This window comes from Mycobacterium sp. NGS34 (assembly GCF_059812845.1).
On the sequence record NZ_JCALDM010000012.1, the window covers coordinates 133,658 to 160,434 of the forward strand.

Annotated in this window: 15 protein-coding genes; 6 read left to right on the forward strand and 9 right to left on the reverse strand. The window is 72.2% G+C overall.

The window, feature by feature from the left end; genetic code table 11:
- Window positions 1-67 precede the first annotated feature (67 nt).
- Genes AC5Y7V_RS24495 through AC5Y7V_RS24505 form a run of 3 tightly spaced genes read right to left on the reverse strand, consistent with a single transcriptional unit; the run spans window position 68 to window position 2,710 of the window.
- Window positions 68-877, reverse strand: a complete 810-nt coding sequence (locus AC5Y7V_RS24495; protein WP_499882622.1) for a sulfotransferase family protein — start codon at window positions 875-877, stop codon at window positions 68-70.
- A gap of 19 nt (window positions 878-896) precedes the next feature.
- Window positions 897-1,493 carry a TetR/AcrR family transcriptional regulator gene (locus tag AC5Y7V_RS24500; RefSeq protein WP_499882623.1) on the reverse strand — a complete coding sequence of 199 codons (597 nt, stop codon included), beginning with the start codon at window positions 1,491-1,493 and terminating at the stop codon, window positions 897-899.
- On the reverse strand, window positions 1,493-2,710 hold the full coding sequence (locus AC5Y7V_RS24505) for a cytochrome P450 (protein ID WP_499882624.1): 1,218 nt from the start codon (window positions 2,708-2,710) through the stop codon (window positions 1,493-1,495). Before AC5Y7V_RS24505 ends, AC5Y7V_RS24500 begins: the two co-directional genes overlap by 1 nt.
- 171 nt (window positions 2,711-2,881) lie before the next feature.
- Between AC5Y7V_RS24505 and AC5Y7V_RS24510 the strand changes: the two genes are divergently transcribed.
- Window positions 2,882-3,352 (forward strand): GbsR/MarR family transcriptional regulator, encoded by a 471-nt coding sequence (locus tag AC5Y7V_RS24510; RefSeq protein WP_499882625.1) that lies wholly within the window; start codon window positions 2,882-2,884, stop codon window positions 3,350-3,352.
- Window positions 3,349-4,170 (forward strand): class I SAM-dependent methyltransferase, encoded by an 822-nt coding sequence (locus AC5Y7V_RS24515; RefSeq protein ID WP_499882626.1) that lies wholly within the window; start codon window positions 3,349-3,351, stop codon window positions 4,168-4,170. Before AC5Y7V_RS24510 ends, AC5Y7V_RS24515 begins: the two co-directional genes overlap by 4 nt.
- 80 nt (window positions 4,171-4,250) lie before the next feature.
- Here the strand turns inward: AC5Y7V_RS24515 and AC5Y7V_RS24520 are convergent, their stop codons facing one another.
- Window positions 4,251-5,618, reverse strand: coding sequence for an FAD-binding oxidoreductase (locus AC5Y7V_RS24520; protein WP_499882627.1), 1,368 nt, complete (start codon window positions 5,616-5,618; stop codon window positions 4,251-4,253).
- A 56-nt stretch (window positions 5,619-5,674) separates the two neighbouring features.
- On the opposite strand from AC5Y7V_RS24520, the gene AC5Y7V_RS24525 reads away from it, so the two are divergent.
- Window positions 5,675-6,265 (forward strand): SHOCT domain-containing protein, encoded by a 591-nt coding sequence (locus AC5Y7V_RS24525; protein WP_499882628.1) that lies wholly within the window; start codon window positions 5,675-5,677, stop codon window positions 6,263-6,265.
- A gap of 4 nt (window positions 6,266-6,269) precedes the next feature.
- Here AC5Y7V_RS24525 and tap read toward each other — a convergent pair whose 3' ends face one another.
- Entirely contained in the window at window positions 6,270-7,511 is a 1,242-nt protein-coding gene (tap, locus tag AC5Y7V_RS24530) for a multidrug efflux MFS transporter Tap (RefSeq protein ID WP_499882629.1), read from the reverse strand.
- A gap of 60 nt (window positions 7,512-7,571) precedes the next feature.
- On the opposite strand from tap, the gene AC5Y7V_RS24535 reads away from it, so the two are divergent.
- Genes AC5Y7V_RS24535 through AC5Y7V_RS24545 form a run of 3 tightly spaced genes read left to right on the forward strand, consistent with a single transcriptional unit; the run spans window position 7,572 to window position 10,585 of the window.
- Window positions 7,572-8,393 (forward strand): uracil-DNA glycosylase, encoded by an 822-nt coding sequence (locus AC5Y7V_RS24535; RefSeq protein ID WP_499882630.1) that lies wholly within the window; start codon window positions 7,572-7,574, stop codon window positions 8,391-8,393.
- The gene (locus AC5Y7V_RS24540) at window positions 8,390-9,508 is read left to right on the forward strand and encodes an FAD-binding protein (protein WP_499882631.1); all 1,119 of its coding nucleotides are present in this window, start codon (window positions 8,390-8,392) and stop codon (window positions 9,506-9,508) included. Before AC5Y7V_RS24535 ends, AC5Y7V_RS24540 begins: the two co-directional genes overlap by 4 nt.
- Before the next feature lie 45 nt (window positions 9,509-9,553).
- Window positions 9,554-10,585, forward strand: a complete 1,032-nt coding sequence (locus tag AC5Y7V_RS24545) for an LLM class flavin-dependent oxidoreductase (RefSeq protein WP_499882632.1) — start codon at window positions 9,554-9,556, stop codon at window positions 10,583-10,585.
- 16 nt (window positions 10,586-10,601) lie between these two features.
- Here the strand turns inward: AC5Y7V_RS24545 and AC5Y7V_RS24550 are convergent, their stop codons facing one another.
- From AC5Y7V_RS24550 to AC5Y7V_RS24565, 4 genes are all read right to left on the reverse strand, one after another.
- Complete coding sequence (locus AC5Y7V_RS24550) at window positions 10,602-17,168, reverse strand: PE family protein (protein ID WP_499882633.1); 6,567 nt, start codon at window positions 17,166-17,168, stop codon at window positions 10,602-10,604.
- Between the two features lie 157 nt (window positions 17,169-17,325).
- On the reverse strand, window positions 17,326-19,926 hold the full coding sequence (locus tag AC5Y7V_RS24555) for a helix-turn-helix transcriptional regulator (protein ID WP_499882634.1): 2,601 nt from the start codon (window positions 19,924-19,926) through the stop codon (window positions 17,326-17,328).
- A gap of 130 nt (window positions 19,927-20,056) precedes the next feature.
- Window positions 20,057-22,687 (reverse strand): helix-turn-helix transcriptional regulator, encoded by a 2,631-nt coding sequence (locus tag AC5Y7V_RS24560; protein WP_499882635.1) that lies wholly within the window; start codon window positions 22,685-22,687, stop codon window positions 20,057-20,059.
- A gap of 53 nt (window positions 22,688-22,740) precedes the next feature.
- Window positions 22,741-26,697, reverse strand: a complete 3,957-nt coding sequence (locus AC5Y7V_RS24565) for a diguanylate cyclase domain-containing protein (protein WP_499882636.1) — start codon at window positions 26,695-26,697, stop codon at window positions 22,741-22,743.
- Window positions 26,698-26,777 lie beyond the last annotated feature (80 nt).

A 26,777-nucleotide genomic window follows, 5' to 3' on the forward strand; every position in this document is an offset into this window, starting at 1 on the left:
CGGGTGCATTCCGGGAGCGACTACTGCAATTTTCGGGTGGGCCGGAGGGGGACTACTGCAATTGGGGTCACACGACCCGCAGCCCGGCGGGAATCCGCTGCGGGTCGCGCCAGAACGCGTCACTGAGAAAGCGGTTGAACAGGTCCGGCGGCAGCAGCGTCTCGCGGGGTTCGGCCTTGACCGTGCCCCGCACGGTGTGCAGGCCGGGGGTGCCGGCGCGTTCGTCGAACTCGGTGACGTCGTAGTCGACATGGTCGAAGTCGTGATCGAAGACCGGCTCACCGAGAAACCCGTAGATCGCGTCCATCGTCTTGGCCGGATCGGAGGTCAGGGTTTCGTACTGCATCAGCATCAGCCGATCCCGCTGCGCGCCGTAGCACGCCTGCTTCAGCGCGTCGTAGGGACCGCCGACCATGCCATCGGGGGCGACCACGCTCTTGGCCCGGGTGTAGACGGTGCCGCCGGCGCTGTAGTTGAAGATCGACGACGGGGAAAACACGTTGCGTTGGATCAACCGCTCGATGCTGTCCACCACCCACGGCAGATCACGCACGCAGGCAATCACTTTCGCCTGCGGGAACAGCCGCGAAAGCGCGGGCATCCAGCCGCACCAGAAGCGGTTGGTGTCGAAGATGACGTCGGCGGTGCAGTCGGAGTAGAAGTCGTCGAACAGCCCGCGCAGGATTCGCTCGCGCTTGGCGTCGTCGATGAACACCGAAAACTCGTTGCGCGCACTCATTTCGCCGAGCAGGGCACCGAACAGGCCGGCCAGCGGGCCGGACATCCCCGCCTCGAACCGCGGATTCTGCCGTAGCAGCGCGGCCAGCAACGTCGAACCGGAACGCGGCAGGCCCGAGATGAAATGAATGGTTGGCATGGCGCCCTCTCCGACCTGTTTAGCCGTGTGATGGCGGCATCGTAACCGACCGCGCGGCGACCGGCGCCACGATCGGGACGACGAACTCCTCGATCATCGCCCGCTCGTCGGCCTCGTCCCGGCCGGGGTAGGTCAGCAGCGACGTGAGCACCCGCACCACCCAGCGCGCCCGGCGCTGCACGACGGCGCGATCTTCGGGACCGAGCGAGCCGACGAACGCCGCGGCCAGCGCCGTGATCACCTCCGACTGCGCCAGCTCGCCGCCGATCGGCGGGCGGCTGGCGGCGAACCACGCTGACAGCGCGGGGCTTTCGCGCACCATCCGCAGCGCGGCGGTCATGCTCGCCACCAGCCTCTCGCGCGGGTCCTGCGTGCCGCCGATCTCGTCGGCGATCGCGCGGCCGAGCCGGCGCGCCTCGCGGTGCACGTACGCGGTGCGCAGCGCCTCGCGGTTCTCGAAGTAGCGATACAGTGTGGCGCGGGAACAGCCTGCGGCCCTGGCGATCTCGTTCATGCCGATGGACGCCTGGTCGCGCTGGGTGTAGAGCTGCTCGGCCGCGTCGAGTATCCGGTCGGCGGCCGCCTCGCCGCGGTGCTCGGCCAACCAGTCGGGCATCAGGCGTTCACCCGGATCGGCACGCACAGCGGGCGGCGCACGTAGCTGCCGCCCGACCACACGACGCCGGCCTCGTCGACCTCGAAATCGGGGCAGCGGGACAGCAATTCGGTCAGCGCGACGCGCGACTGCATGCGGGCCGCCGCCGCGCCCAGGCAGTGGTGCGCGCCGTGGCTGAACGTCAGGATGTTGCGCGGGCAGCGGGTCACGTCGAGTTCGCCTGCGTCCGGCCCGTATTGGCGTTCGTCCCGGTTGGCCGACCCGTACAGCAGCAGGACCTTGCGGCCGGCCGGGACGGTGGTGCCCTCGATGGTCACGTCGCGGGTGGTGGTGCGCGCCAGGCCCTGCACCGGCGAGGTCAGCCGCAGCAGCTCCTCGACCGCGTCGGGGATCAGCCCCGGGTCGTCGACCAGGCGCCGGCGCTGGTCCGGGCGCTCGTGCAGCAACGGCATTGAGCCGCCGAGCATCCCGGTGACCGTGTCGTTGCCGCCGGTGACCATGGTGAAGGTGAACGCCAGCACCGACAGCGTGCCGGCGATGTCCCCGTCGGCGCCCACCCCGGCCGCCACCAGGTGCGAGATCGTGTCGTCCTCGGGTTCGGCTCGGCGCCGTTCGATCAGCGCGGTGAAGTAGGCCATCATCGACCCGACCGCGTCCAGCGAAGTGCCGATTCCCCCCTCGGACGTGTTGGCCGCGACGATCGCCTGCGTCCAGCCGTCGAACTGCGCGCGGTCCTCCTCGGGCACGCCGAGGTAGTGCGCGACGACCATCGACGGCAGCGGCTTGAACAGTTCGGTGACGATGTCGCCGCCGCCGTCGGCGCGCAGCTTCTCGATGCGCTCGACGACGAACTCGCGCACCTTGGGTTCCACCGCCTCGACCTGTCGCGGCGTGAAACCACGCGACACCAGCTTGCGAAACTCCGTGTGCACCGGGGGATCCTGCATCACGAACGGCGGATTGTCTTGCAGTCCAATCAGTTCCAGCTCGCCATACTCGACGGTCAGACCCTGTGCTGAGGAGAACGTCTCGTGGTCGCGCGCGGCCGCCCAGACGTCGGCGTGGCGGGACAGCACGTAGTAGTCGCGGTCGGGCCGGGTCTCGGGGACGACGTGGTGCACCGGGTCGTGGTCGCGCAGCGCGCGGTACATCGGCCAGGGGTTGGGCCAGGTCGCCGCGGTGGCGAGTTGGAAGCCGTGAGACATCACTGATGACATGTCTCATTCGTAAGGCATCACGGTAGCCATGTCAACCACGCCACTCGCCGAGATTGCGTCCAGCGCGCCAATTTGCGCCGCGGCGTAGCACTGGGCGCAGTCTCGGCGCCATGGGCGGGCCAAAGTATGTACACTACGTTCAGTCCGTACTGAACAAACCTGAGGATCACGGTGTCCCCGGAAGAAACCGAGTTCGTCGACCGCCTGGGGCTGTTCTTCGAGCTCCTCGGCGCGACCCGCACCATGGGCCGGGTCTATGGATGGCTGCTGATCTGCCATCCGCCGCAGCAGTCGCTGACCGAGCTGGCCGGCGCGCTGTCGGTGAGCAAGGCATCGATCAGCACCGTGGCCCGGCAGTTGCTCGAGGGCGGCATGATCGAGCGGTTGCCGAGCCCCGACCGGCAACACCTCTACCGGGTCACCCCGGGCGGGTTCACCCGCGTGATGGAGACGCAGCTGTCGCTGATGCGCCTGGGCATCGAGCCCGCCGAGTTCGCCCTGTCGGTGCTGGGGGAGGACCGCGCCGAACAGCGCGAGCGGGTCGAGGACTTCCGCGACTTCTGCGAGTTCTGCACCCGGGACTACCGCGAGCAGCTGATGCGGATGTGGACCGAGTATCGGGAGGGGAAGCGACAGCGATGACGACGACGGACAAGGTCGACTTCAGCGACGTGGCGTGGGGGTCGGTGGAATGGACCAACCTGTGCACGCTGTACCTGCGGGCCTACGAAAGCCGCTCGCCGGCACCGATTCTCGATGACAAGGCGGCCGCCGAGGCGGTGGACCGCATCGACTACGACTGGGCGCGCATGCGTCGCGCCATGCGGCCCGGATCCAACCAATATCTGGTCGCCGTGCGAGCGAAACAGCTCGACGAGTGGAGCGCCGACTTCCTGCGCCGCCAACCGGACGCCGTCGTGCTACACCTCGGGTGCGGCATGGACACCCGGGCGTTCCGACTGCGTCCGCCGGACACCGTGCAATGGTTCGACGTCGATCAACCGGACGTAATCGCCTTGCGGCGCAAGCTTTATGACGACCGCGACGGCTACCGGATGATCGGCTCGTCGGTGACCGAAGAGGCCTGGCTGCCCGAGATCCCGTCCGATCGCCCGACGCTCGTGGTCGCGGAGGGACTGGTGATGTACCTCGTCGAGCCCGAGGTGCGCGCGCTGCTGGGGCGCCTCACGGATCGGTTCGCCGGCGGCGAGATGCTTTTCGACACGACGTCGCCGCTGGGGCCGCGGCTGTCCAGGGTGCTCACCAAGGGCATCACCAAGTGGGGCATCGGCGACATCCACGACCTCGAGCGCTGGAACCCGCGGCTGCGCCTCCTCGAGCAGGCTCCGGTGATGGCGCTCTACGAGCGTGTCCCGTCGGCGCCGGTGCGGCTGCTGTGGCGGCTGGTCAACGCCACGCCGATGCGCAATTTCGACGTGCTCAACCGCTTCGAGTTCTAGATCGCGCCGCCGAACGTGCGGCTAGCCGCACGTTCGATGCCGAGTGTGCGGCCAGCCGCACGCTCGAGGCGCAAGGGACTCTAGATCGCCGCGCCCGGGTTCAGGATCCCGAGCGGGTCCAGCGCCCGCTTGATGCGCTGGTTGAGCTCCATCACCTCCGGGCCGAGGTAGCCGTCCAGCCAGGGGCGCTTCAACCGGCCGACGCCGTGCTCACCGGTGATGGTGCCGCCCAGACCGACGGCCAGGTCCATGATCTCGCCGAAGGCCAGGTTGGCGCGCTCGGTCATGGCGGCGTCGGCGGGGTCGTACACGATCAGCGGGTGGGTGTTGCCGTCGCCGGCGTGCGCGATCACCGAGATCATCAGATCCCGCTCCGACGCGATGCGCTCGATCCCGGTGACCAGCTCACCCAGCGCGGGCAGCGGCACCCCGACGTCCTCCAGCAGCAGCGATCCCTTGGCCTCCACCGCGGGGATGCAGAACCGGCGGGCCGCCACGAAGGCCTCGCCCTCGTCCGGGTCGTCGGTCGAAAACACCTCCGTGGCACCGTTTTCCGCGAACACCGCGGCCATCACCGCCGCGTCCTCCCCGGACGAGCGCCCCCGCTCGTCGGAGCCGGCCACCAGCATGGCGGCCGCCGAGCGATCCAGGTCCATGCGCAAGCTGTCCTCGACGGCATTGATCGCCGCCGAGTCCATGAACTCCAGCATCGAAGGCCGCAGCCGCGCAACGACTCCCAGCACCGCGTCGACGGCCGCGCCGACCGAGGCGAACGTCGCGACCACCACGCTGGACACGTTCTGCACCGGCAGCAGCCGCAGCGTCACCTCGGTGACGACGCCCAGCGTGCCCTCGCTGCCGACGAACAGCTTGGTCAGCGAGAGCCCCGCGACGTCCTTCAGCCGCGGGCCGCCGAGGCGCACCGCGGTGCCGTCGGCCAGCACCACCTGCATGCCCAGCACGTAATCGGTTGTGACGCCGTACTTTACGCAGCACAACCCGCCGGCGTTGGTGGCGATGTTGCCCCCGATGCTGCAGATCTCGAACGACGACGGGTCGGGCGGATACCACAGCCCGTACTCCGCGACGGCCTTTTTCACCTCCGCGTTGAACAGGCCCGGCTGGCACACCGCGGTGCGCGTGACGGGGTCGACGGTGATGTCGCGCATCTTCTCCGTCGACAGCACGATGCCGTCGTCCAGCGCGGTGGCCCCGCCGGACAGGCCGCTGCCGGCGCCCCGGGTCACCACCGGCACCCGGTGGGCCGAGGCCCAGCGCATGACGGTCTGCACCTCCTCGGTGCGCCGCGGCCGGACCACCGCCAGCGGCTTGCCGGCCGACGGGTCGAACGCGCGGTCCTGGCGGTAGCCCTCGGTGATGGTGGGGTCGGTGACGACCATCCCGTCGGGCAGCTTGGCGATCAGCTCGGCCAGCGCGTCGGCATTCACGACCCGATCCTACGGGCCGGGTAGCGCTACAGTTGGCGGATCTCGGAAGGGGCACGGTGTTCGGGCGCAGAGATCTCAGCAAAGTCGGCGTCCGCGCGTTCGCGGACGTCCTCGCGGCGGAGCAGTCGGCGATTTCGGTCACTGTCGGCAACCCGAATCTGGTTGGCAACACCGAGGTTCGCTGGAAGCTGCGGCTGCGCGTCACCCCCGACGCCGAACCGCCGTTCGAGGCCAGCGTCACCGCGCTGCTGCCCCAGCTGAGCCCGCCGCGCCCCGGCACCCGGCTGCCCGTGCTCTACGACCCGAAGGACCACGGCCGCGTCGAGGTCGACCACCGGCCGGCCGCCGCGCCCGATGTGGCGATCGACGCCGTGACCGCGGCCCGCCCCGACCTGGCGGGCGCCGCGGTCATGGGCATGCCCATGACCGACGTCATCCGCCAGGCCATCGCCGATCCCACCGGATTCCGCGAGGAGATGATGCGGCGCGGGGCCGAGATGCAACAGCGGGCCTTCGGGGCGGCGCAGGCTCAGCAGGCTCAGCAGGACCCGATCGATCGGCTGGAGAGGCTGGCCGCGCTGAAGGACCGCGGGCTGCTCACCGACGAGGAATTCGAGCAGCAGAAGCGCAAGATCCTCGGCGACTGACGGATCAGCGCGGCGTTTCCGCGGCGAGTGCCGGCGCGCGGTCCAGCTCCCGCAGCGACGGCAGGCCGCACGCGACGAGACCGATCACCAGGATCGGCACCGCCAACGCCAGGAACGTGACCTTCAGCCCGGCCGCGTCGGCCAGCGGACCGGCCACCAGCAATCCCAACGGGCCCGCGGCGTACATCAGCCCCGTCATCACCCCGACCACCCGGCCGCGCAGGTGATGCGGCGCCCGGGTCTGCATCACGTAGTTGTAGATCGGCTGGGTGGGCCCATAGACCAGGCCGGTCACTCCGCACAGCACCAGGATCACCGGCAACGGCGGCAGGAACGCGATGCCGATCGCGGCCACGCCGAAGGTGAGCGTCGCCGCCAGCACCACGGTGCGCCGCGGCGTATGTCGCGAGAGCACCGCGTAGCCGAGAGCGCCCACCAAACCGCCGACCCCGAGCGCCATCAGCACCCAGCCCAGCTGCGCGGGCTGGTGGTGGTCGCTGAAGTATTTGGGAAACAGCACGCTCTCCATCGGCAGGTACAGCGCGGTCACGACCAGGTCGATCAGCCCGAGCGTGCGCAGCACCCGCAGGTTCCAGACGAATCGCAGGCCCTCGGCGATGCCGGACACCAACCCGGCGGGCCGCGTCGCGACGTGCGGCTTGCCGACGCCCTCGAGCCGCAGCCCGCCAATCGCCAAGAAGGACATCCCGAACAGGCCCGCGGTGACCCACATCGTGTTGACGCCGCCGACCGTCGCGATCATCAGACCGCCGATTCCCGGGCCCACGATGTAGGCCAGGTTGAGGATCGCCTCGTAGACGCTGTTGGTGCGGTCCAGCGACCAGCCGGCCCGGGCGGCGGCCTCGGGCAGCATCGACTGGCGCGCCGTGGTGCCGGCCGGATCGAACGCTGCCGAGAAGAAGGCCAACACGGCCAGCTCGGCGACGTTGATCGCGTCGGCGCCGAAAAACCAGGCCGTCAGCGGCACGGCGGCCACCGCCGTTCCGGACAGCGAATCGGAGACCAGCGACACCCGTCGCCGCCCGAAAAAGTCGACCGCGGTCCCGGCCACCAGCGTGGACAGCACCAGCGGGAGTGTCATCGCGGCGGCAACGACGGCCGCGTCGCGCGCGCTGTCGCGGTGCTGCAGCGCCAGCCATGGGAACGCGACGATCGAGATGCCGGTACCCGCCGTCGCCGTCAGGGTGGCGAACAGGATCAGAATCGCGGGGCCGCTGCTTTTCATGGGATATCGGCGCTGAATGTAGCGCCAAAGCCGTCGTCGCAGCGACCGATTTTTCGTCTCATGCAGGATGTTCATGTGCTTGCCCATCCACGCAGCGGCCAGGCGTTCGCGTCTCCGGTGGTGCCCGGCTCCGGATGGCCGGGCGATCCGGCCACGCCGCGGACGCCGGTGGCCGCCGACGCCGCCCGCGTGGTCACGCTGAGCGACGGGGCCCGGTCGATCGCGGAACTCGACGCCGCGATCAGCGTGTGCCGGGCCTGTCCGCGGCTGGTGACCTGGCGCGAGGAGGTCGCCGCCACCAAGCGCCGCGCGTTCGCCGACCAGCCCTATTGGGGGCGGCCGGTGCCGGGCTGGGGATCGGAGCGGCCCTGGCTGCTGATCGTCGGGCTGGCGCCCGCCGCGCACGGCGCCAACCGGACCGGGCGCATGTTCACCGGTGACCGCTCCGGCGACCAGCTGTACGCGGCGCTGCACCGGGCGGGGCTGGTGAACCAGCCGACCAGCGTGGACGCGGCGGACGGCTTGCGCGCCAACGGGATTCGGATCGCCGCGCCGGTGCGTTGCGCGCCGCCGGCCAACGCGCCGACGCCGGCCGAGCGGGACACCTGCTGGCCGTGGCTGCAGGCCGAGTGGCGGCTGGTCTCCGGCGACATCCGGGTGATCGTGGCCCTGGGCGGGTTCGCCTGGCAGATCGCGCTGCGGCTGGTGTCGCGGACGCCCAAACCACGCTTCGGCCACGGCGTCGTCGCGGAGCTGGGATCGGGCGTGCGTCTGCTCGGCTGCTACCACCCGAGCCAGCAGAACATGTTCACCGGTAGGTTGACTCCGGTAATGCTCGACGACATCTTCACCGACGCTAAGAGGTTGGCAGGAATCAAGTGACCGACGTTCTGGTTTCGGGTGCCAGCGTGGCCGGCATGACGGCGGCGTATTGGCTTGCCCACCACGGCTATTCGGTCACCGTCGTGGAGCGCCATCCGGGGCTGCGGCCGGGCGGCCAGGCCATCGACGTGCGGGGGCCGGCGCTCGGGGTGCTCGAACGCATGATGCTGCGGGCCGCCGCGGACCACGCGCGGACACGGATCCGGGGTGCATCCGTCGTCGACGCCGACGGCAACGAGCTCTCCGAGGACACCGAATCGACGCCGACCGGCGGGATAATCGCCAACCCCGACATCGAGCTGCTGCGCGACGATCTCGTCGAATTGCTTTATGACGCAACCAAATTGAATGCCGAATACATGTTCGACGACAGCATCGCCGCACTGGAGGACGACGGCAGCACGGTCAAGGTGACCTTCGAGCGCGCCGGCGCCCGCAGCTTCGACCTCGTCATCGGCGCCGACGGGTTGCACTCCAACGTGCGCCGCCTGGTCTTCGGCCCCGAGGCGCAATTCATCGAGCGGCTGGGCACCTACGCGGCGATCTTCACCGTGCCCAACTTCCTGGACCTCGACTACTGGCAGACCTGGCACTACGGCGACAACACGATGGTCGGCGTCTACAGCGCCCGCAACAACACCGAGGCCCGGGCCATGGTCGGCTTCATGGAGGCCGACCTGCGGATCGACTACCGCGACACCGAGGCGGTGTTCGCCGAGCTGGAACGGCGGATGGCCGACGACGGCTGGGTCCGCCCGCAGCTGCTGCAGTACATGCGGACAGCGCCCGACTTCTACTTCGACGAGATGTCGCAGATCAAGATGGACCGCTGGTCGAAGGGCCGGGTGGCCCTCGTCGGCGACGCCGGATATTGCTGCTCGCCGCTGTCGGGGCAGGGGACCAGCGTGGCGCTGCTGGGCGCGTACATCCTGGCCGGCGAGCTCGCCGCGGCCGGCGGTGACTATGAGAAGGGCTTCGCCGCCTACCACGCCGAGTTCCACGACTACGTCAAGCGCAACCAGTGGCTGGTGATCGACAACATCCCCGGGGGTGCGCCGATCCCGCAGGAGGTGTTCGACCGCATCGTCAACTCGATCACCCTCAAGGACTACTGAGCGCAGGTAGGGAACGTTCGGCCCACTGAAAGCGTTGACGCCGTCGTGCGACTTTCCGTCCTCGACCTCGTGCCGGTGCGCAGCGACCAGACGACCGGCGACGCGCTGGCGGCCACCGTGCAGCTCGCCCAGGCAGCCGACCGGCTGGGCTTCACCCGCTACTGGCTCGCCGAGCACCACAACATGCCGTCCGTGGGCGCCACCAGCCCGCCGGTGCTGATCGCCTACCTGGCCGCGCAGACCACGCAGCTGCGGCTGGGATCGGGCGGCGTGATGCTGCCCAACCACGCGCCGCTGGCCGTCGCCGAGCAGTTCGCGCTGCTGGAGGCGGCCGCGCCCGGCCGCATCGACCTCGGCATCGGCCGGGCGCCCGGCTCGGACCCGGTGACGTCGTACGCCTTACGGGGCAGCCGTGGCGACGAGGACATCGAGCGCTTCCCCGACTACCTCGATGACGTGGCCGCGCTGATGAGCGCCCGGGGGGTGGTGGTGCCGCTGCGGTCGGGGGACTACCGGCTGAAGGCGACGCCGGCGGCGGCCAGTGAGCCGCGGCTGTGGCTGCTGGGCTCGTCGATGTACTCCGCGCACCTGGCGGCGGCTAAGGGGCTGCCGTACGTGTTCGCGCATCACTTCTCCGGGCAGGGGACCGAGGAGGCGCTCGCGGTCTACCGGTCCCGGTTCAAGCCGAGCGCGCTGACGCCAGAGCCGGTGACGTTCCTGACGGTCAACGCCGCCGTGGCCGAAACCCGCGACGAGGCAACGGCTTTGATGCTGCCCAACCTGCAGATGATGGCGCGGCTGCGCACCGGGCAGCCGCTGGGGCCGGTGCCGCTCGTTGAGGAGGCCGAAGTGGCCCAGCTCGGGCCGGAACAGCAACGCATCGTGGAGGGCGGCCTGCGGCGGGCCGTCCTCGGCACGTCGGAAGAGGCCGCCGAGCAGGTGCGGGCGCTGGCCAAACGGTTCGGCGTCGATGAGGTGATGGTGCACCCGGTCGCGTCGGCTCACCTCGGCACCGACCCCGCCAGGGCGCCGGCGCGGGTCGCGACGCTCGAGCTGCTCGCCAAGGAATTGTTCTAGCCGCGACGACCAGGCGTCAGGTGCCGTCGGTGCCGGTGTTGCCGCCCTGGCCGTCGACGCCGCCGGGCGCGGTGCCGGTCCCGGCGTTGCCGCCGGTGCCGGCGAAGCCGCCGGCCGCGCCCGAATCGCCGTTGCCGCCGTCACCGCCGTCGCCGCCGTTGCCGCCGTCACCGCCAGCGGCTCCGGCGCCGGCCGTCCCGCCGGAACCGCCGTCGCCGCCATTGCCGGCCGTGCCGCCGGAGCCGCCGATGGCGCCGCCGTCACCGCCGTTGCCGCCGACGCCACCCTGACCGCCGGTGCCGCCGTTGACGTCGACGTCGCCGGCGCCGCCGTCACCGCCGTTGCCGGCCAGACCGCCCTGCCCGCCGTTGCCCCCGGTGCCCGCGAGGCCGACACCGGTGCCGGACGCGCCACCGACGGCTCCGGCCCCGCCGTCGCCTCCGGTACCGCCGGTGCCGCCGACGCCATCGACGCCTGAACCACCGGTGCCGCCCTGGCCGCCGGCTCCGCCGCCGCCGCCGTCGCCGTTGGTGCCGGTGGGACTGCCGGCGTTGCCGCCGTTGCCACCGCTGCCGGCCGAGTCGCTAGCTCCGCCGCCACCGCCGCCTCCGGCCGCGGCGTCGCCGCCGGTCCCACTGGCCCCGCCGTCGCCGCCGTTGCCGCCGTTGCCGCCGATACCGCCGGTGCCCGCGTTGCCGCCGCCGCCGCCATTCCCGCCGCGGCCGCCATCGCCGCCGGCGCCGTTATTGGTTGCCAAGGTCGGGTCGCCGCTGCCGCCGCTGCCGCCGTTGCCGCCGAAGCCGCCGTTGCCGCCGTTGCCGTTGGTGCCGGTGGGACTGCCGGCGTTGCCGCCGTTGCCGCCCGCGCCGCCGCCGCCATAGGCCGCGTTGTCGCCGCCGGAAGAGCCGGTACCGGCGCCGCCGTTGCCGGAGTTGCCGGAGTTGCCGCCGTCGCCGCCGTTGCCACCATTGCCGCCCACACCACCGGTTCCCGCGTTGCCGCCGTCACCGCCCGTGCCGCCCGGCCCGCTGACACCCGAGCCGCCGCCGACACCGGTGTAATCGCCGCCATTGCCGGCGTTGCCGCCTTGGCCGCCCGCCCCGCCGTTGCCGTTGGAGCCCGTCCCGGTGGCGTCGCCGCCGACCCCGCCGGCGCCGCCGGCGCCGCCGGGGCCGCCGGAGCCGGCCTGGAGGAAGGGTCCGCCGCTGTCGTCGGTACCGGCGGTGCCGTTGCCGCCGTTGCCGCCGGCCCCGGCGTTGCCGCCCGAGGCGTTGACGCCGGTGCCGGTGCCACCGTTACCGCCGTTTCCACCCACGCCGCCGTAGCCGCCAAAGTTGAAGTCGCCGGCAGCACTGTTGCCGCCATTGGCGCCGACACCACCAACACCGCCGGCGCCGCCGCCGGTCGCGCCATCGCCGCCGTTGCCGCCGTTACCGCCGCCGCCGCCGGATCCAGCCCCGCCGTCGAAGCCGACACCGGCGTTCCCGGCGGCGCCGCCAGCGGCACCGCTGCCGCCATCGCCGCCGACGCCGGTAGTACCGACGCCGCCGTTACCGCCGTTGCCACCGGTGCCACCGGAGCCGCCGATGCCCGCGCCGCTGGTGGTGCTGGCTGTGCCGATCTGGTCACCCCCATAACCGCCGGTGCCGGCCGCGCCACCGGCGCCGCCGTTACCGCCTTTAGTGGCGCCCAGCCCACCGTTCCCGCCGTTACCGCCCCAACCTCCGCTACCGGCCGAGCCGGTGCGGTTGTCGGGACCGGGTTGGCCATCGCCGTTGTCGCCGCCGGTGCCGCCCACGCCGCCAGCGCCGCCGTTCCCGCCAGCGCCGGCGGTCCCGGTGCCGCCGTCACCACCGTTTCCGCCGCTGCCGCCGGAACCGCCGTAGCCGCCGCCCGCGCTGACGCCGCTGGTGCCGCCGTTACCCCCGGTGCCGCCGTTGCCCCCGACGGCACCGTCGCCGCCGATGGCCCCGCTGGTGCCACTGCCGCCGTTGCCGCCCCAGCCGCCGCTCCCGCCGTTGCCGCCGGCGAAGCCAGGATCAGCGTTGCCCCCGTTACCGCCGTTGCCTCCGTCGCCAGCGACGCCTGCGGCACCGCCCGTACCGCCGCCACCGGCGTTGCCCCCGCTGCCGCCGGCGCCGGCACCGCCGCCGCTGCCGCCGTCGGTGGCGCTGCCACTTCCGCCGTTGCCGCCGTCACCGCCGACGCCGCCGGTTCCGCCGCTGCCGTTGGTGCCGGTGGGGCTACCGGCGTTGCCGCCGTTGCCGCCGTTGCCGGCCGTGCCGCCGTAGCCGCCGCTGCCGCCGCCGTCCGCGGCGTCGCCGCCGACGCCCCCGTTGCCTCCGGCGCCGCCGTTGCCGCCGTTGCCCCCGACACCGCCGGTGCCGGCGTTGCCGCCGGCGCCGCCGTTGCCGCCGTACGAGCCCGATCCGCCGGCGCCGTTGTTGGTCGCGAGGGTCGGGTCGCCGCTGCCGCCGTTGCCGCCGTTACCGCCGAAGCCGCCGTTACCGCCGTTGCCGTTGGTGCCGGTGGCGTCCCCGGCGTTGCCGCCGTTGCCGCCCGCGCCGCCGCCGCCATAGGCGGAGGTGTCGCTGCCGTTAGAGCCGGTGCCGGCGGCGCCGTTGCCGGAGTTGCCGGAGTTGCCGCCGTTGCCGCCGTTGCCGCCGGCGCCGCCCACACCGCCGGTGCCCGCGTTGCCGCCGTTGCCGCCGGCGCCGCCGGCGAGGCCGATGCCGCCGTTGCCGCCGAAACCGGTGTAGTCGCCGCCGCTGCCGCCGTCGCCGCCTTGCCCCCCGGCACCACCGTTGCCGTTCGCGCCGGTGCCGGTGGCGTTGCCCCCGACGCCGCCGTTACCACCGGCGCCGCCCCAGCCGCCGCCGCCGGCCTGCAGGTCCGGTCCGCCGCTGTCGTTGGAGCCGTTGGTGCCGTTGGTGCCGTTTCCGCCGGCCCCGGCGTTGCCGCCCGAGGCGTTGACGCCGGTGCCGTTGCCGCCGTTGCCGCCGGTGCCGCCGTTGCCGCCGCCCGCGCCGTAGACGTTGTCGCCGGTGCCACTGCTGACGGCGGTGCCACCGGCGCCGCCGTGGCCGCCGGTGCCGCCGCTGGTCGCGCCGTCGCCGCCGTTGCCGCCGGCACCGCCGTTGCCGGCTCCAGCGATCCCGGCTTGGAAGCCCGTGCCGTTGCTGCCCGAGGCGCCGCCGGCGGCACCGGTGCCGCCGTTACCGCCGACTCCGGTGGTGCCCACGCCGCCGCCGCCGCCGCTGCCGCCGTCACCGCCGGTGCCGCCGGTGCCGGCACCGCCGCTGGCGCCGATCTGGTCACCGCCATTGCCTCCGGTACCGGCCGCACCGCCGTCGCCACCGTTACCGCCGTTGGTGGCGCCCAGACCGCCATTGCCGCCATGGCCACCGGAACCGCCGTCGCCGCCGGTGCGGTAGTCGCCGTATTGCCCGTCGCCGTTGTTGCCGCCGTTGCCACCTAGACCGCCGAGGCCGCCGTTGCCGCCCGCGCCGACGGTCCCGGTGCCGCCGTCACCACCGGTGCCGCCCCTACCGCCGGCGCCGCCGAAGCCGCCACCCGCGCTGGCGTCGCTGGTGCCGCCAGCAGCGCCGTTGCCACCCGCGCCGCCGGCACCACCATTGGCGCCGGTGGGCCCGCTGCCGCCGACGCCGCCGTCACCGCCGGCGCCGCCGGAGCCGGCGTAGAAACCGGGGTCGGCGGTGCCACCCTCACCGCCCTTGCCCCCGGTACCGCCGTCGGCGCCGCGGCCCGCGGTGCCGACGGGACCGGCGCTGCCGGCGCTGCCGCCGTTCCCCCCGCGTCCGCCGTCGCCGCCCCCGACAGCGTTGGCGCCCAGGCCGGTTTGGTCGAAACCGTTGCCGCCGTTGCCGCCGTTACCGGCGCGGCCGCCATCGCCGCCGTTGCCATTGATGCCACCGGTGCCGGCGTTGCCACCGTTACCGCCGTTACCACCGGCGCCTCCGTAGCCGCCGTAGGCGTGAATGCCGGTTGGGTCGACCCCGTTATCGCCGTTGGCGCCGTTAGCGCCGTTACCGCCGTTACCGCCGTTGCCGTTGATGGCGCCGGCGCCGCCGGCGTTGCCGCCGTTGCCGCCGTTGCCCCCGCTGCCGCCCCAGCCGGCGGTCCAGCCGCCGGGGGTATCGGTGCCGCTGCCGCCGTTGCCGCCGTTGCCGGCATTGCCGCCGTTGCCGCTGCTACCCGCGTTGCCCGCGCCGGCGCCGGCGGCCCCGCCGTTGCCGCCGTTGCCGCCGTTGCCGCCGGTGCCCGTGCCGTGGGAATAGTAGGTGTTGTAGCCGTTGGTCCCGCCGTTGCCGCCCAAGCCACCGGCCCCACCGGCCCCGCCGCTGCCGTTGGTCCCGCTCGCGTCGGTGGCCGCGCCGCCTTGGCCGCCGTTGCCGCCGCTGCCGCCATTGCCGCCCGTGCCGGCCCAAGCCTGCGCCGCGGTCCCGGAACCACCCGCGCCGGCCGCCCCGCCGGCGCCCCCGGTGCCGCCGTGACCACCCGTGCCGCCCGTACCGGCCGCCCCACCGTTGCCGGCATTGCCGCCGACGCCGCCGGCGCCGCCGTTACCACCGGTACCCCCGTAGCCGTCGGGGCCCGCGGGGTCGTCCCCGCCGGCGCCGCCGGCACCGGCCGCCCCGCCGTTGCCGCCCGCCCCGGCCACGCCGCCGGGCGCCCCCGCGCCACCGTTACCGCCGGCGCCGCCGTTGCCGCCGGTCGCGCCGTTGCCGCTGACGCTGACCATCCCGGTTGCGGCGCCGCCGTCACCGGAAGCGCCGCCGTGGCCGCCGTCGCCGCCGCTGCCCGCCACGCCACCCGCTGAGGTGGCCGCGCCGCCATGCCCGCCCGCGCCGCCGCTGCCGCCTTGCCCGCCGGCCCCGCCGTAGGCGAAGGGTTCGTGGAGGGTCGAGTTGCCACCGATACCGCCGTTTGCGCCGGCACCCGCGTCACCGCCGCGGCCGCCGTCGCCCGCGACGCCGCCGATACCGCCCGTGCCGGTCGCGCCGCCGACGCCGCCGCTGCCGCCGTCGCCGCCGGCACCGCCGTTGCCGGCGGTGGTGCTCTCGCCGGGGAAGTCGGCCCCGGCGCCGCCGGAGCCGCCCTGACCGCCTATCCCGCCGGCCCCGCCGTCGCCGTTGGTGGCACCGGTGGCCGCGTTACCACCGCGGCCACCGGCGCCGGCGTTGCCGCCGGTCCCGCCGTTGCCGCCCGCGGCACCGCTGTCGGCCGCACCGGCCGCGCCCTCGCCACCGGCCCCGCCGTTGCCACCGTGACCGCCGTTGCCCGCGGTGCCGGTCGGAGCAGCCGCATTGCCGCCATTGCCGCCCGCACCCGCATTGCCGCCGTTGCCGCCGGCCCCGCCCGCGATGCCGGCCGCGCCCGCGCCGCCGTCGCCGCCCGTGCCGCCGCTGCCCCCGCTGGGACCTCTTCCGCCGAATCCGCCGGCTCCGCCGTCGCCACCGCTCGTTCCGGCGGGGGCGCTGGCGTCTGTGGCGGCGTCGTAGCCGGCTCCGCCGTTGCCGCCGTTGCCACCGCTGCCCACCGAGTCGCCGGCCGCACCCATTGCCCCGGCGGTGGCGCCGGCGCCCCCGGGCGCCCCGCCACTGCCGCCGGCACCCGCGGATCCGGCGTTACCACCGTTGCCGCCGATGCCGCCATCGGGGTGAGCAGCAATGCCGGCCGCCCCGACACCACCGTTACCGCCGGCCCCGGCCGTCCCGCCGGCCCCGCCGGCCCCGCCATTCCCGGTGGCGCCGAACAACGCCGAGGCTCTGCCGCCGGACCCACCCGCGCCGCCGATCCCGCCGGTGCCGCCGTCGCCGCCATCCCCGCCCAGGCCCGTGCCGCCGGCCGCGAAGCTGCCCGCGGCGCCGGTGCCGCCCGTGCCGCCGATCCCGCCGATCCCGCCGTGGCCGCCGGAGCCGCCGTTGCCGGAAAAGAGTCCCGCGTTGCCGCCGGTCCCGCCCGCCCCGCCAGTGCCGCCGGTGGCGCCCGTCAGACCGGTGGCACCCGCGATGCCGGTGCCGCCGGCCCCGCCCATGCCGCCGTTGCCGAACAGGAACGCATCCCCGCCCCTACCGCCGGCCTGCCCCGCCGCCCCCGATCCGCCGTTGCCGCCGTTGCCCCACAGCCACCCGCCCGCACCGCCGGCCTGGCCGGTACCGGGCGCGCCGTTGGCGCCGTTGCCGTACAGCGGGCGCCCGGTCAGATCCAGGATCGGGGTGAGGGGACTGGCGGCCAGCGCCTGCAGGCCCTGCTGCACCGACGCCAGCGGTGCCGCGCTGGCGGCTTCGGCGGCCGCATAGGCGCCCCCGCCGGCGGACAGCAACTGCACAAACTGGGAATGGAACGCCGCGGACTGCGCGGACAGTCCTTGAAATTCCTGCCCAACAGTGCCGAATAAGCCCGCGATCGCCGCCGACACCTCATCGGCGGCCGCCGGCGCGATCCCTGTCGTCGACGACGACGCCGCGCTGGTGGCTTGCCTGATCGCCTCGCCGATGCCGAGCACGTCCGCGGACGCGGCCGTCAACGCCTCCGGTGTGGCGACCACAAAAGACGACATGCCCGGCTCCAAGCATCGTTTCGAGCGGCGGCGTCGTTTGCCGCCACTGCCTCACGGTGATGGTCGGGCACCCGAGGGCTTGTTCGATCCGGGGTGGACTACTGCAATTTCCGGGCCCCACAGCGGGCGACTACTGCAATCGGCGCCAAAAGGCGTTTCAGCTGCCCGCGGTGCGCATCATCTCGGCGAGCCCGGAACGTCCGCTGACCCCGGCCTTGGTGCTCGCGCGGTAGATGTGGCTTTCGACGGTCCGCACCGACAGCGACACCGCGTCGGCGATCTCGCGATTGGACAGCCCCTGCGCCACCAGCACCGCGATCTCGCGCTCCCGGTTGGAAAACGGCGGCGCGAAGGAGGCGGCGCGGATCGCCGGGCTGGTGGCGCCGCCACACGACGTCGCCAGCCGGTGTGCGCGCGCCGCCGCGCTCATCGCGCTGCCGGCCCGCCCCGCGCGCCGGTGTGACGTCGCGGCCTGTCCCGCCGCGTCGGCGGCGGCCAGCATGTCGCCCATGACCTCGAATTCGGCTGAGGCCCAGTCGAGTTCACCGGCATCGTCGGCGCTCACGGCCGCCGCGTAGCGTGCCGCCAGCGCGGCGCGCGGTCCTTCCACAACCCTGGCCAACTCCGCCAGTCGCCCGGCCGCGTCGGTGTCGTCGAATTGCACCGCGGTCTGCAGACACCACACCTCGCGGGCGAATTGATCGTGCTCGCGCGCGAATTCCGCCGCTGCGCGGGCCAGCCGGCGCGCCTCGGTGGGCCGCGAGCGCACCGCCGCCAGCCATGCCTCGGTCAGCAATTGAGTGGAGGTGACGTACACGTAGGCCGGATGCCGATGTTCCTCGGCCTTGTACAGGGCACTGTCGGCCGCCTCGACATCGCCGGACCGGGCCAGCGCCTGCGCCCGCAGCAGGTGGAACCGGTGGAAGCTGTTCACGACGTGGAAACTGTTCGCCATCTCGGCGTCGACTTCATGCGGCAGGTGAAACAGCGCCGCGGCGAGGTCACCGGCGGCCAACATGACCATGCCGAGGATCTCCGCGGCCACCGCGCGCACGTCCTCCGGCTCGTCGCGGTGGTCGGTGCGGTGGCGTTCGGCCACGTCGACGGCTTCGGGAATGCGTCCCGCCGCGACCAGGGCGAATGTGTGAAACTCGGTCAACGTTTGGCGGAGGAACTTGCCCTGCCCGCTCAACGTGAGCGCCCGGTCGGCCTCGATGGCCTTGGCCACGGCCTGATCGGGCTGCCCGAGTTCGCCATAGGCCATGCTTTCGGCGCTATATGCCATCGTCGCGCCGTACCGGTCGATTTCGTGATAGTCGACCTCGGCCATGGTCCCGAGAACCTCGGTCGGGCGCGCCGCCAGCGCAAGCTGATTGGCGCGGAAAACCAGCACTTGTTGCCGCCGCGCTCCGTGCGAGGCCTTGAGCGCGTCGTCGATGAGTCGCCAGGACCGCTCCGGTGATCGCATGCCCCACATCAGGTTTGACGCGCGCATCACCACATCGTTGATGAAGGCGGATTCGGTCGCCTCGTCGACCTCCACGCCCTCGAGGACTTCCAAGGCAAGTTCGCCCTTTTCCATCATGAACAGGGAGTAGGCGAGGGGGATCCGTGCCTGCGCGCCGATGCCGGTGGCGTCGGCGGCCCGGAACAGCCGCTCCGCCGTCTCGAAGTCCAGCAGCGAACTGGCGGCCGTCGCCGCCGCCAACAGCACCTCCGGCTCGGGCGGAAGGTCGGACTCCAGCCACAGCAGTCCGCGCTTGACGACCTTCGCGGCCCGTCCGCCGTCCTTCATCGCGGTGGCGACCTTGCCGCGAAGGCGGCGCAAACGCGAAGCGCCACAACGATTCAGCCGGACTTCGGCGTACAACGGGTGACCGATGTACACCTCGTCGCCGGACGTGCGGATCAGTTCGCGTTGTTCGGCCTCTTCGATGGCGTCCTGGTCTGCGAGCAGTCTCAGGCAGTGCCAGTCGAGTGGCTCGCAAACGGCCACCAGATCCACGACGTCCCGCACGTCGCCGGGGACGGCGCCGATCTGCGAGTCCACCAGTTCGGCAAGGGATCCCGAGATCGCGGTGTCGCCATCCCAACGCACGGCGCCATCTCGGGTCACCATCCGCCCCGCTCGGTACTCCTGCTCGACGAGCTGGCGCAGGAACAGCACGTTTCCGCGCGTGAGGTGCCAGAGCTTTTTCGCGCAGTTCCGGTCCGGCGCGGTCCCGAAGGCCGCCGCCAGAAGGTCGTCAATTCCATTGCGGGTCAACGGCTCCAGTTCACGACCGCGCAGCAGGCCATCCTTCCACAGCGCCGTCACCGCGGCCGGGGCCGCCTCGCCGGTGCGGACGGTGAGGATCACGGCCGCGGCCCGCGAGTGCACCAATTGGTGCAGCACGAGCGCGGACAGGTCATCGAGCAGATGGGCATCGTCGACGAAGACCAGCAGCCGGTCCGGGTGCGCGCCGTCGGTCAATGCCTCGACGACCCTGCGCGCCAACGCAAAAGGCTCACTCTGTACGTCGTCGGTCCACTGCGAGAAGGCGCCGAGCGGGATCGGGTGACTCGTCGCGGTGGCGGCGACGCTGCGCACGGTCCACCCGTCCGCCGCGGCGGCCGCGACGGCCTCGCGAGCCAACCGCGACTTACCGACTCCCGCTTTGCCGGCCAACACGACCCCACGTACCGCGTCATCGGCGAGAGAGCGCACTATCTCGCCGATCTCGTGATCGCGCCCGATCATGGGCCAGTGGTCGAGCACACCAGAATGTTAGCCAGGCAAACCGGTTTTCGTCTTGGTAATGGGCTGAACGGCCGACTAGATCAGTCATCCCACGGGTAACACCCACACCACCAGCACCGGCCCCGCACGCCGGTTGCAATTACTGCAATTAGGACCCGTCGGCGCCGAAACGCCAGCTCAGTGGCCCGCGCCTGCGCATCATCTCGCCCAGTGCCGAACGCCCGCTGACCCCGGCCTTGCTGCTGGCGCGATAGATGTGGCTCTCGACGGTCCGCACCGACAGCGAGACCGCCTCGGCGATCTCGCGGTTCGACAGCCCCCGCGCCACCAGCACCGCGATCTCCAGCTCGCGGTTGGAGAACGGCGGCGCGAAGGAGGCCGCGTCGATCGCCGGGCTGGTCGCGCCGCCACACACCTTGGCCAACCGGTGCGCGCGCGCCGCCGAGGTCATCGCGCTGCCGGCCCGCCCCGCGCGCCGGTGCGACGTCGCGGCCTGGCCGGCGGCGTCGGCGGCGGCCAGCATGTCGCCCATGACCTCGAATTCGGCTGAGGCCCAGTCGAGCTCAGCCGCGTCGTCGGCGCCCACGGCCGCCGCATAGCGCGCCGCCAGCGCGGCGCGTGGCCCTTCCACGCGCTCGGCCAACTCCGCCAGCCGCCCGGCCGCCTCGGTGTCGTCGAATTGCACCGCGGTCTGCAGGCACCACACCTCGCGGGCGAATTGATCGTGCTCGCGCGCGAACTGCGCCGCCTGGCGGGCCAGCCGGCACGCCTCGGTCGGCCGCGAGCGGGCCGCCGCCAGCCACGCCTCGGTCAGCAACTCGGTGGAGGTGACGTAGACGTAGGCCGGATGCCGGTGCGCGCGGGCGGCGTTCAGCGCCCGACTGGCGGCGTCGGCGTCGCCGGCCCGGGCCAGCGCCTGCGCGCGCAGCAGGTGGAACCGGTGGAAGCTGTTCGCCACGTTGAAATTGTCCGCAACCTTCTCATCGATCGCCTTCGGCAGATCCCGCAGCGCAGCCTCGAGGTCACCGGCGGCCAACGACACCATGCCGAGGATCTCCGTCGCCAAAGCCCCAACGGCGGCCGGCTCTCCGCGTTGGGCACGGTGATTGCGTTCGGCCACCTCGAGGGCCTCGGGGATGCGTCCCGCAGCAATCAGGGCGAACGTGTGGTACTCGGTGGCCGGCTGGCGTAGGAATTTGCCCTCTTCGCTCAACGTGAGGGTGTAGTAGGCCTCGATAGCCTTGGCCACGGCCTGATCGGGTTGCCCGAGTTCGCCGTACGCCATGCTCTCGGAGCCGTAACCCACCGTCGCCCCGTACCAGTCGAGGTCGTCGTCGTCGACCTCCGCCATGGTCGCCAGGACCTCAGCCGGCCGCGCTTCCAGCGCGAGCTGATAGGCGCGGAACACCAGCAGCTGTTGACGGCCCACTCCGTGCGCGGTCTCGAGGGCATCGTCGATGAGCCGCCAGGACCGCTTCGGTGATCGCATGCCCCACAACAGGTTCGACGCGCGCATCACCACGTCGTTGATGAAGGCCGATTGCGTCGCCTCGTCGACCTCCAGGCCATCGAGAACTTCCAGCGCGAGATCGCCCTTCTCCCTCATGAGCAGGGAGTAGGCGAGGGGTATCCGCGCCTGCGCGCCGGCACCGGTGGCGGCGGCGGCCGTGAAAAGCAGCTCCGCCGTCTCGAAATCCAGCAGCGCGCTCGCGGCCGTGGCCGCCTTCAACAACACCTCTGGCTCGGGCGGAAGGTCGGACTCCAACCACAACAGTCCCCGTTTGACGGCTCTTGCGGAGCCGTCGCCGTCCTTCATCGCGGCCGCGATTTGGCCGCGAAGACGGCGCAATCGCGAGGTGCCGCAACGGTCCAATCGGACCTCGGCGTACAACGGGTGACCGACACATACCTCACCCTCGGACGTGCGGATCAGCTCGCGCTGCTCGGCCGCTTCGATGGCGCCGGGCTCGGCGATCAGCCTCAGGCAGTGCCAGTCGATGGGTTCGGAAAGGGCCACCAGATCCACCACGTCGCGCACGTCGGCGGGGATGCCGCCGATCTGCGAGTCCACCAGTTCGGCAAGCGATCCCGGGATCGCGGCGTTGCCGTGCCAGCGCACGGCGCCCCGCTTCAGCACCATCCGCCCCGCTGCGTGCTCGTGTTCGACGAGCTGCCGCACGAACAACACGTTTCCCCGGGTCAGATGCCACAGTTTGTCCGCGCACTGGCGATCCGGGGCCGCGCCAAGAGTCGCAGCCAGCAGGTAGTCAATTTCCGTGCGGGTCAACGGTTCTAGCTCGTGCCGGCGAAGCAGGCCATCTTTCCACAGCGCCGTCACCGCCGCGGGGGCCGGCTCACCGGTGCGGACGGTGAGGATCACGGCGGCGGCCCGCGACTGCACGAGTTGGTGCAGGACCAGCGCGGACAGATCGTCGAGCAGGTGGGCATCGTCGACGAACACCGCCAGACGGTCCGGTTGCGCGCCGTCGGTCAACCCGTCAATGACCCTGCGCGCCAAGGCAAAAGGCACGCTTTCCACATGATCGGTCCATTGCCAGAAGGCGCCGAGCGGGATCGGGCTGCTGGTCGCCGTGGCGGCAACGCTACGCACGGTCCACCCGGCCGCCGCCGCGGCCGCCACGGCCTCACGGGCCAATCGCGACTTGCCGACTCCCGCTTTGCCCGCCAGCGCCACCCCGCGCACCTCGTCATCGGCGAGCGCACGCGTGATCTCGCCGATCTCGTGATCCCGGCCGATCATCGGCCAGTGGTCGAGCACGGGAAAATGTTAGCCATGCAAACCGGTCCGCGCCACGCGAATCGGGCGATCGGTCAGTCCGTCACGCCCGCCTGAGACTTGGTGCTGGGCGCGTGCTGGCAGATCCAGTGCAGCAGGTCGTCCGCCGGCAACGGCGGGCTGTGCACAAAACCCTGGGTGATGGTGCAGCCGTAACGGCGCACCGCGCGCAGGGTGACCTCGTCCTCGACCCCCTCGGCCACCAGGTCGGCGCCCAGGCTGCGCGCCAAAGCCACCGTGGACCGCACGATCGCGACCGACCGCGGGTCCTGGGCCAGGCGCGCCACGAAGATCCGGTCGAGCTTGAGCTCGTCGACCGAAACGTCCTGCAGCCGCGCCAGCGACGACCACCCGGTTCCGTAGTCGTCGAGCGAGATCCGAACGCCGAGGCGCTGCAGCGCTGCGACGGTGTTGCGCGAGCGTGCCGAGTCCACCAGGGCGCTCTCGGTGATCTCGACGATCAGCGAGTCGGGGGGCAGGCCGTGCGTCTGCAGCAGCCGCTCGATCGTGCTCACCAGGTCCAGGTCGAGCAGGTTGGTGGTCGAGAGGTTCACCGCGACGGTCAGTGGCATGCCCCGGTCGCGCCACGAACGGATCTGTTCCAGCGCGACGTTGATGGCGCGGTTGGCCACCTGCCGCATCAGCCCGCCGCGTTCGGCGGCGTTCAGGAACTCGTCCGGGAGCAGCAACCCGCGGCTGGGGTGCTGCCAGCGCAGCAGCGCCTCGACGCTGTGGACGCTGCCGTCGCTGGCGTTGATCTTGGGCTGGTAGTGCACCGTCAGCTGGTCGTCGTCCAGCAGCGCGACGCGCAGTTCCTCGATGAGGTTGGGGTCGTTGTCGCGGTACATCTCGTACGCCGAGTCGTACACCGCGATCCTGCTGACGGCGGATTTCGCGTGCGGCATTGCGATCTCGGCGCGAGTGAGCAGCTCCTGCGGGTGATCGCAGTGGTCGGGGCAGAGCGCGATGGCGATGCGGGCATCGACCTGCACGGTGATCGGATCAAGCGCGAACGACTCGCTCAGCGCCTCCAGCAACCGGCCCGCTTGGGCGCGCGCGGCGATCAGGTCGGACCCCTCGCCCAGCAGGATCGCGAATTCGTCCTCGCCCACCCGCGCGAGCAGATCCTCGTGGCGCACGCAGAGCGAGAGCCGGTGCGCCACATGGCTCAACAACTCGTCACCGAAGTGCTGGCCGACGGAGTCGCTGATCTCGCCGAACTCGTACAGGTGCAGCAGCAGCAGCGCCCGGCGCGACGGGGCCCCGGGGACCGACAGGGGTCCCGCCGGCGCCACGTCGGACAGCCCGGTCAGGGCGGTCGCCAGCGACCGCCGGTTCGGCAGGTGGGTCACTTCGTCGGTCATGGCCTGCTTGTGGCTTTCGGCCAGCATGCTGACGTCGCGGAAGGTCGCGGATAACCGCGCGGCGACCGCGACCAGGCTCAGCGCGGCGAGAATCGTTGCCAGCCTTGAGTTGTGACCCACGACGACGGCGAGCGCGACGACGGTGCACACCACGGGCACCGCGTAGAAACCGAGCCCGCGTCTCGGTGCGGGCGGCGTCGACGACCACGGCGCCCAGCTGGCGATGGCCACCAGCAGCGACGCCGCGGGCCAGAGGGCGTCCAGCGTGGTCCCGACCCGATAGCTGCCGTCGGCGGTCTCGAAGAGGTACGCGGTGTCCGCGACGGCAAAGGCGACGAATCCCACCACAAGCAACGCCCAGCGGAATCCCTTGCGCCAGCCCAGGATTGGCAGCATGCCGGCGGTCAGGGCCAGCAGGACCAGGTCGCCCCACGGGTAGACGAGTCCCACCAGCACGGTCGCCGGAGCGCGGACCGCGGCCGCGTGCATGGGCCCCGCCCGCAGCGCCACGCCCACCGCGGCCGCGGCCAGCGCGCACACCAGGGCATCGAGCCGGATCGGAAGCGGCACCACCTTCAGTCGCGATCGCATCAGCAACAGCAGCCCGGCATAGAGGAGCGGGTAGAACGCCAGGTACTCCGGATCGGCGGCCGACGGGGACTGGCCGTCCCGCACCCATGCGACGTAGACGATGTCACCCACGGCCGACACGGCCATGCCGGCCGCGATCAAGACCCAGGGGAGACGGTCGGCCGTCACGCGGTAGGCGCGAACGGCGATCAGCGCCGCGGCGGCCAGGTTCAAGGCCGGGTACAGACATTTGGCGAAGAACGCGTTGCGCGCGGCATCGGGGTCCACCACGCTCGTCACCGCGAAGGTGGCCACGCCAATCCCCAACGCTGCCAAGGCGATCCGGATCGAGGTAGGGGGCCACCGCACGCCGTCGGGGATGTCGTGCGGGCGCTCCCGCGGCGCCGTCGCTGCCGCGGCGATCGGCGCCAGCGACCGCGCCAGCTTCGTGTTCTTACCGAAGGCGCCCGCCGGGGCGCCGGCGGCGACCGGATCCACACCCGGCGGGGCCGACTCGGCCGACTCGGCCAGCTGAGGGAACGTGTACGGGAATGGCAGGTCGGGCAGGAAGCCCCGAATGCATTGCCCGCCTTCGCGTTTGGCGGCATACATGGCCAGGTCGGCGTGCTGCAGGAACTGGTCGACGGTGCAGTTCGACGCGGCCGTGGCGACCGTGTAGCCGATGCTGGGCCTGACCTCGATGGGGACGCCGTCGATCACGATCGGCGTGCCGAACGCGTCGAGAACCCGGTCCGCGGCCGCCTTCGATTCCTCGACCGACGCCTCGAGGAGGACGGCGAACTCGTCGCCTCCGAGGCGCGCCACGGTACCGGAGTCGCCCAGCGCGGCGGTGAGCCGGTCGGCCACCCGGACCAGGAGCTCGTCGCCGGCCGGATGCCCCAGGGCGTCGTTGACCGCTTTGAAGTTGTCCAGGTCGAGGCACAGCACCGCGATCGGCCCGCCGTCGAGGCGCTGCCTGGCGACGGCCTCCTCCAGGCGGTGCAGGAAATGCGCCCGGTTCGCCAGGCCGGTCAGGCTGTCGCGGAACGCCTCCCGCGCGACCTCGGACAGCAGCCCCTGGTTTTCGGTGAGCACGATGAATTGGCGGGCGAGCACCGCGGCGACGAGGATCCCCAGCGCGGCGAGCAGCGGTCCGTGCGCCATCAGGCTCACCGCCTGGCCCAGGCCGACCGCGGCGGCCAGCATCAGCGGCAGGTAGGGCAGCCAGAGCAGGGCGGGGGACATGATCTCGGTCCGCGCGTGATCTGTGGCGGTCTCGTGGACGCTGGCCAGGCCCGAAAGCGAGAGCAGCGCGAATCCGGCCACCCGCCCCAGATCCGTCAGGTCGCCCAGGTGATAGCTGCCCACCCCGGTCTGGAAAACCATCGCGATATCCGCGGCCGCGATGGTCGCGATTCCGCCCGCCAGCAAGCCCCGACTCGGCAGGTCGTTGGAGCGGATCCGGGACAGCATCAGGATCGCCGTCGTCAGGATGATGACGTCGGCGAAGACCTCGATGAGCGTCGCGAGCCGTGAGCCGGTGTTCTCGCGCAGCTGCCTGTCGAGGACGAACACCCACGAGATGACGAACAGCGAGGTCGCCACGATCAGGCCGTCCAGCACCAGCCGGCGGGGACTGTGCCGCGACAGGTGCGACAACAGCGCCAACGACGCCATGGCGCCGATCGGATACAAGGTGAACACGGCCTCGGCCGCCGCGGGGTGGGTGGCGTGCTCGATGTCCGGACGCACCTCGTACACGGACCAGAGGATCTCGCCCGCGGCCCAGCCCAGCAGGCCGATCACCAGCGCCAGCCAGCCGAATCTGCGCCGCCCGGTCGAGAAATAGGCCGCGTAGCCGGCGGTTGAAGCCGTCACCAGCAGGCATAGCGCGAACACGCCCTCGTCGACCGGCCGCGTCCCGTACGCGCCGCGCCACCTATACGCCGACGATGCGACGACCAGCACCGCCGCCGTGCTGTAGAACGCGACGAGCAGCCAACCCGCCCGTGCGGACAGCCCGAACCGCCGCCACGGATTTCCCGCCCAGCGTGTCATAGCCGCTCCGTCGATCCCGGATCTCGCGGCGAACTGCTTCACCGCGCGTGTCAGGAGAATAGACCGCTGCGCGGCTATCC

Bases quoted from the DNA above. Each gene is read 5' to 3' on its own strand.
- AC5Y7V_RS24565 (WP_499882636.1), bottom strand. From the start codon at position 26,697: ATGACACGCTGGGCGGGAAATCCGTGGCGGCGGTTCGGGCTGTCCGCA.
- AC5Y7V_RS24505 (WP_499882624.1), bottom strand. From the start codon at position 2,710: ATGTCATCAGTGATGTCTCACGGCTTCCAACTCGCCACCGCGGCGACC.
- AC5Y7V_RS24535 (WP_499882630.1), top strand. From the start codon at position 7,572: ATGCAGGATGTTCATGTGCTTGCCCATCCACGCAGCGGCCAGGCGTTC.
- AC5Y7V_RS24515 (WP_499882626.1), top strand. From the start codon at position 3,349: ATGACGACGACGGACAAGGTCGACTTCAGCGACGTGGCGTGGGGGTCG.
- AC5Y7V_RS24500 (WP_499882623.1), bottom strand. From the start codon at position 1,493: ATGCCCGACTGGTTGGCCGAGCACCGCGGCGAGGCGGCCGCCGACCGG.
- AC5Y7V_RS24495 (WP_499882622.1), bottom strand. From the start codon at position 877: ATGCCAACCATTCATTTCATCTCGGGCCTGCCGCGTTCCGGTTCGACG.
- AC5Y7V_RS24550 (WP_499882633.1), bottom strand. From the start codon at position 17,168: ATGTCGTCTTTTGTGGTCGCCACACCGGAGGCGTTGACGGCCGCGTCC.
- tap (WP_499882629.1), bottom strand. From the start codon at position 7,511: ATGAAAAGCAGCGGCCCCGCGATTCTGATCCTGTTCGCCACCCTGACG.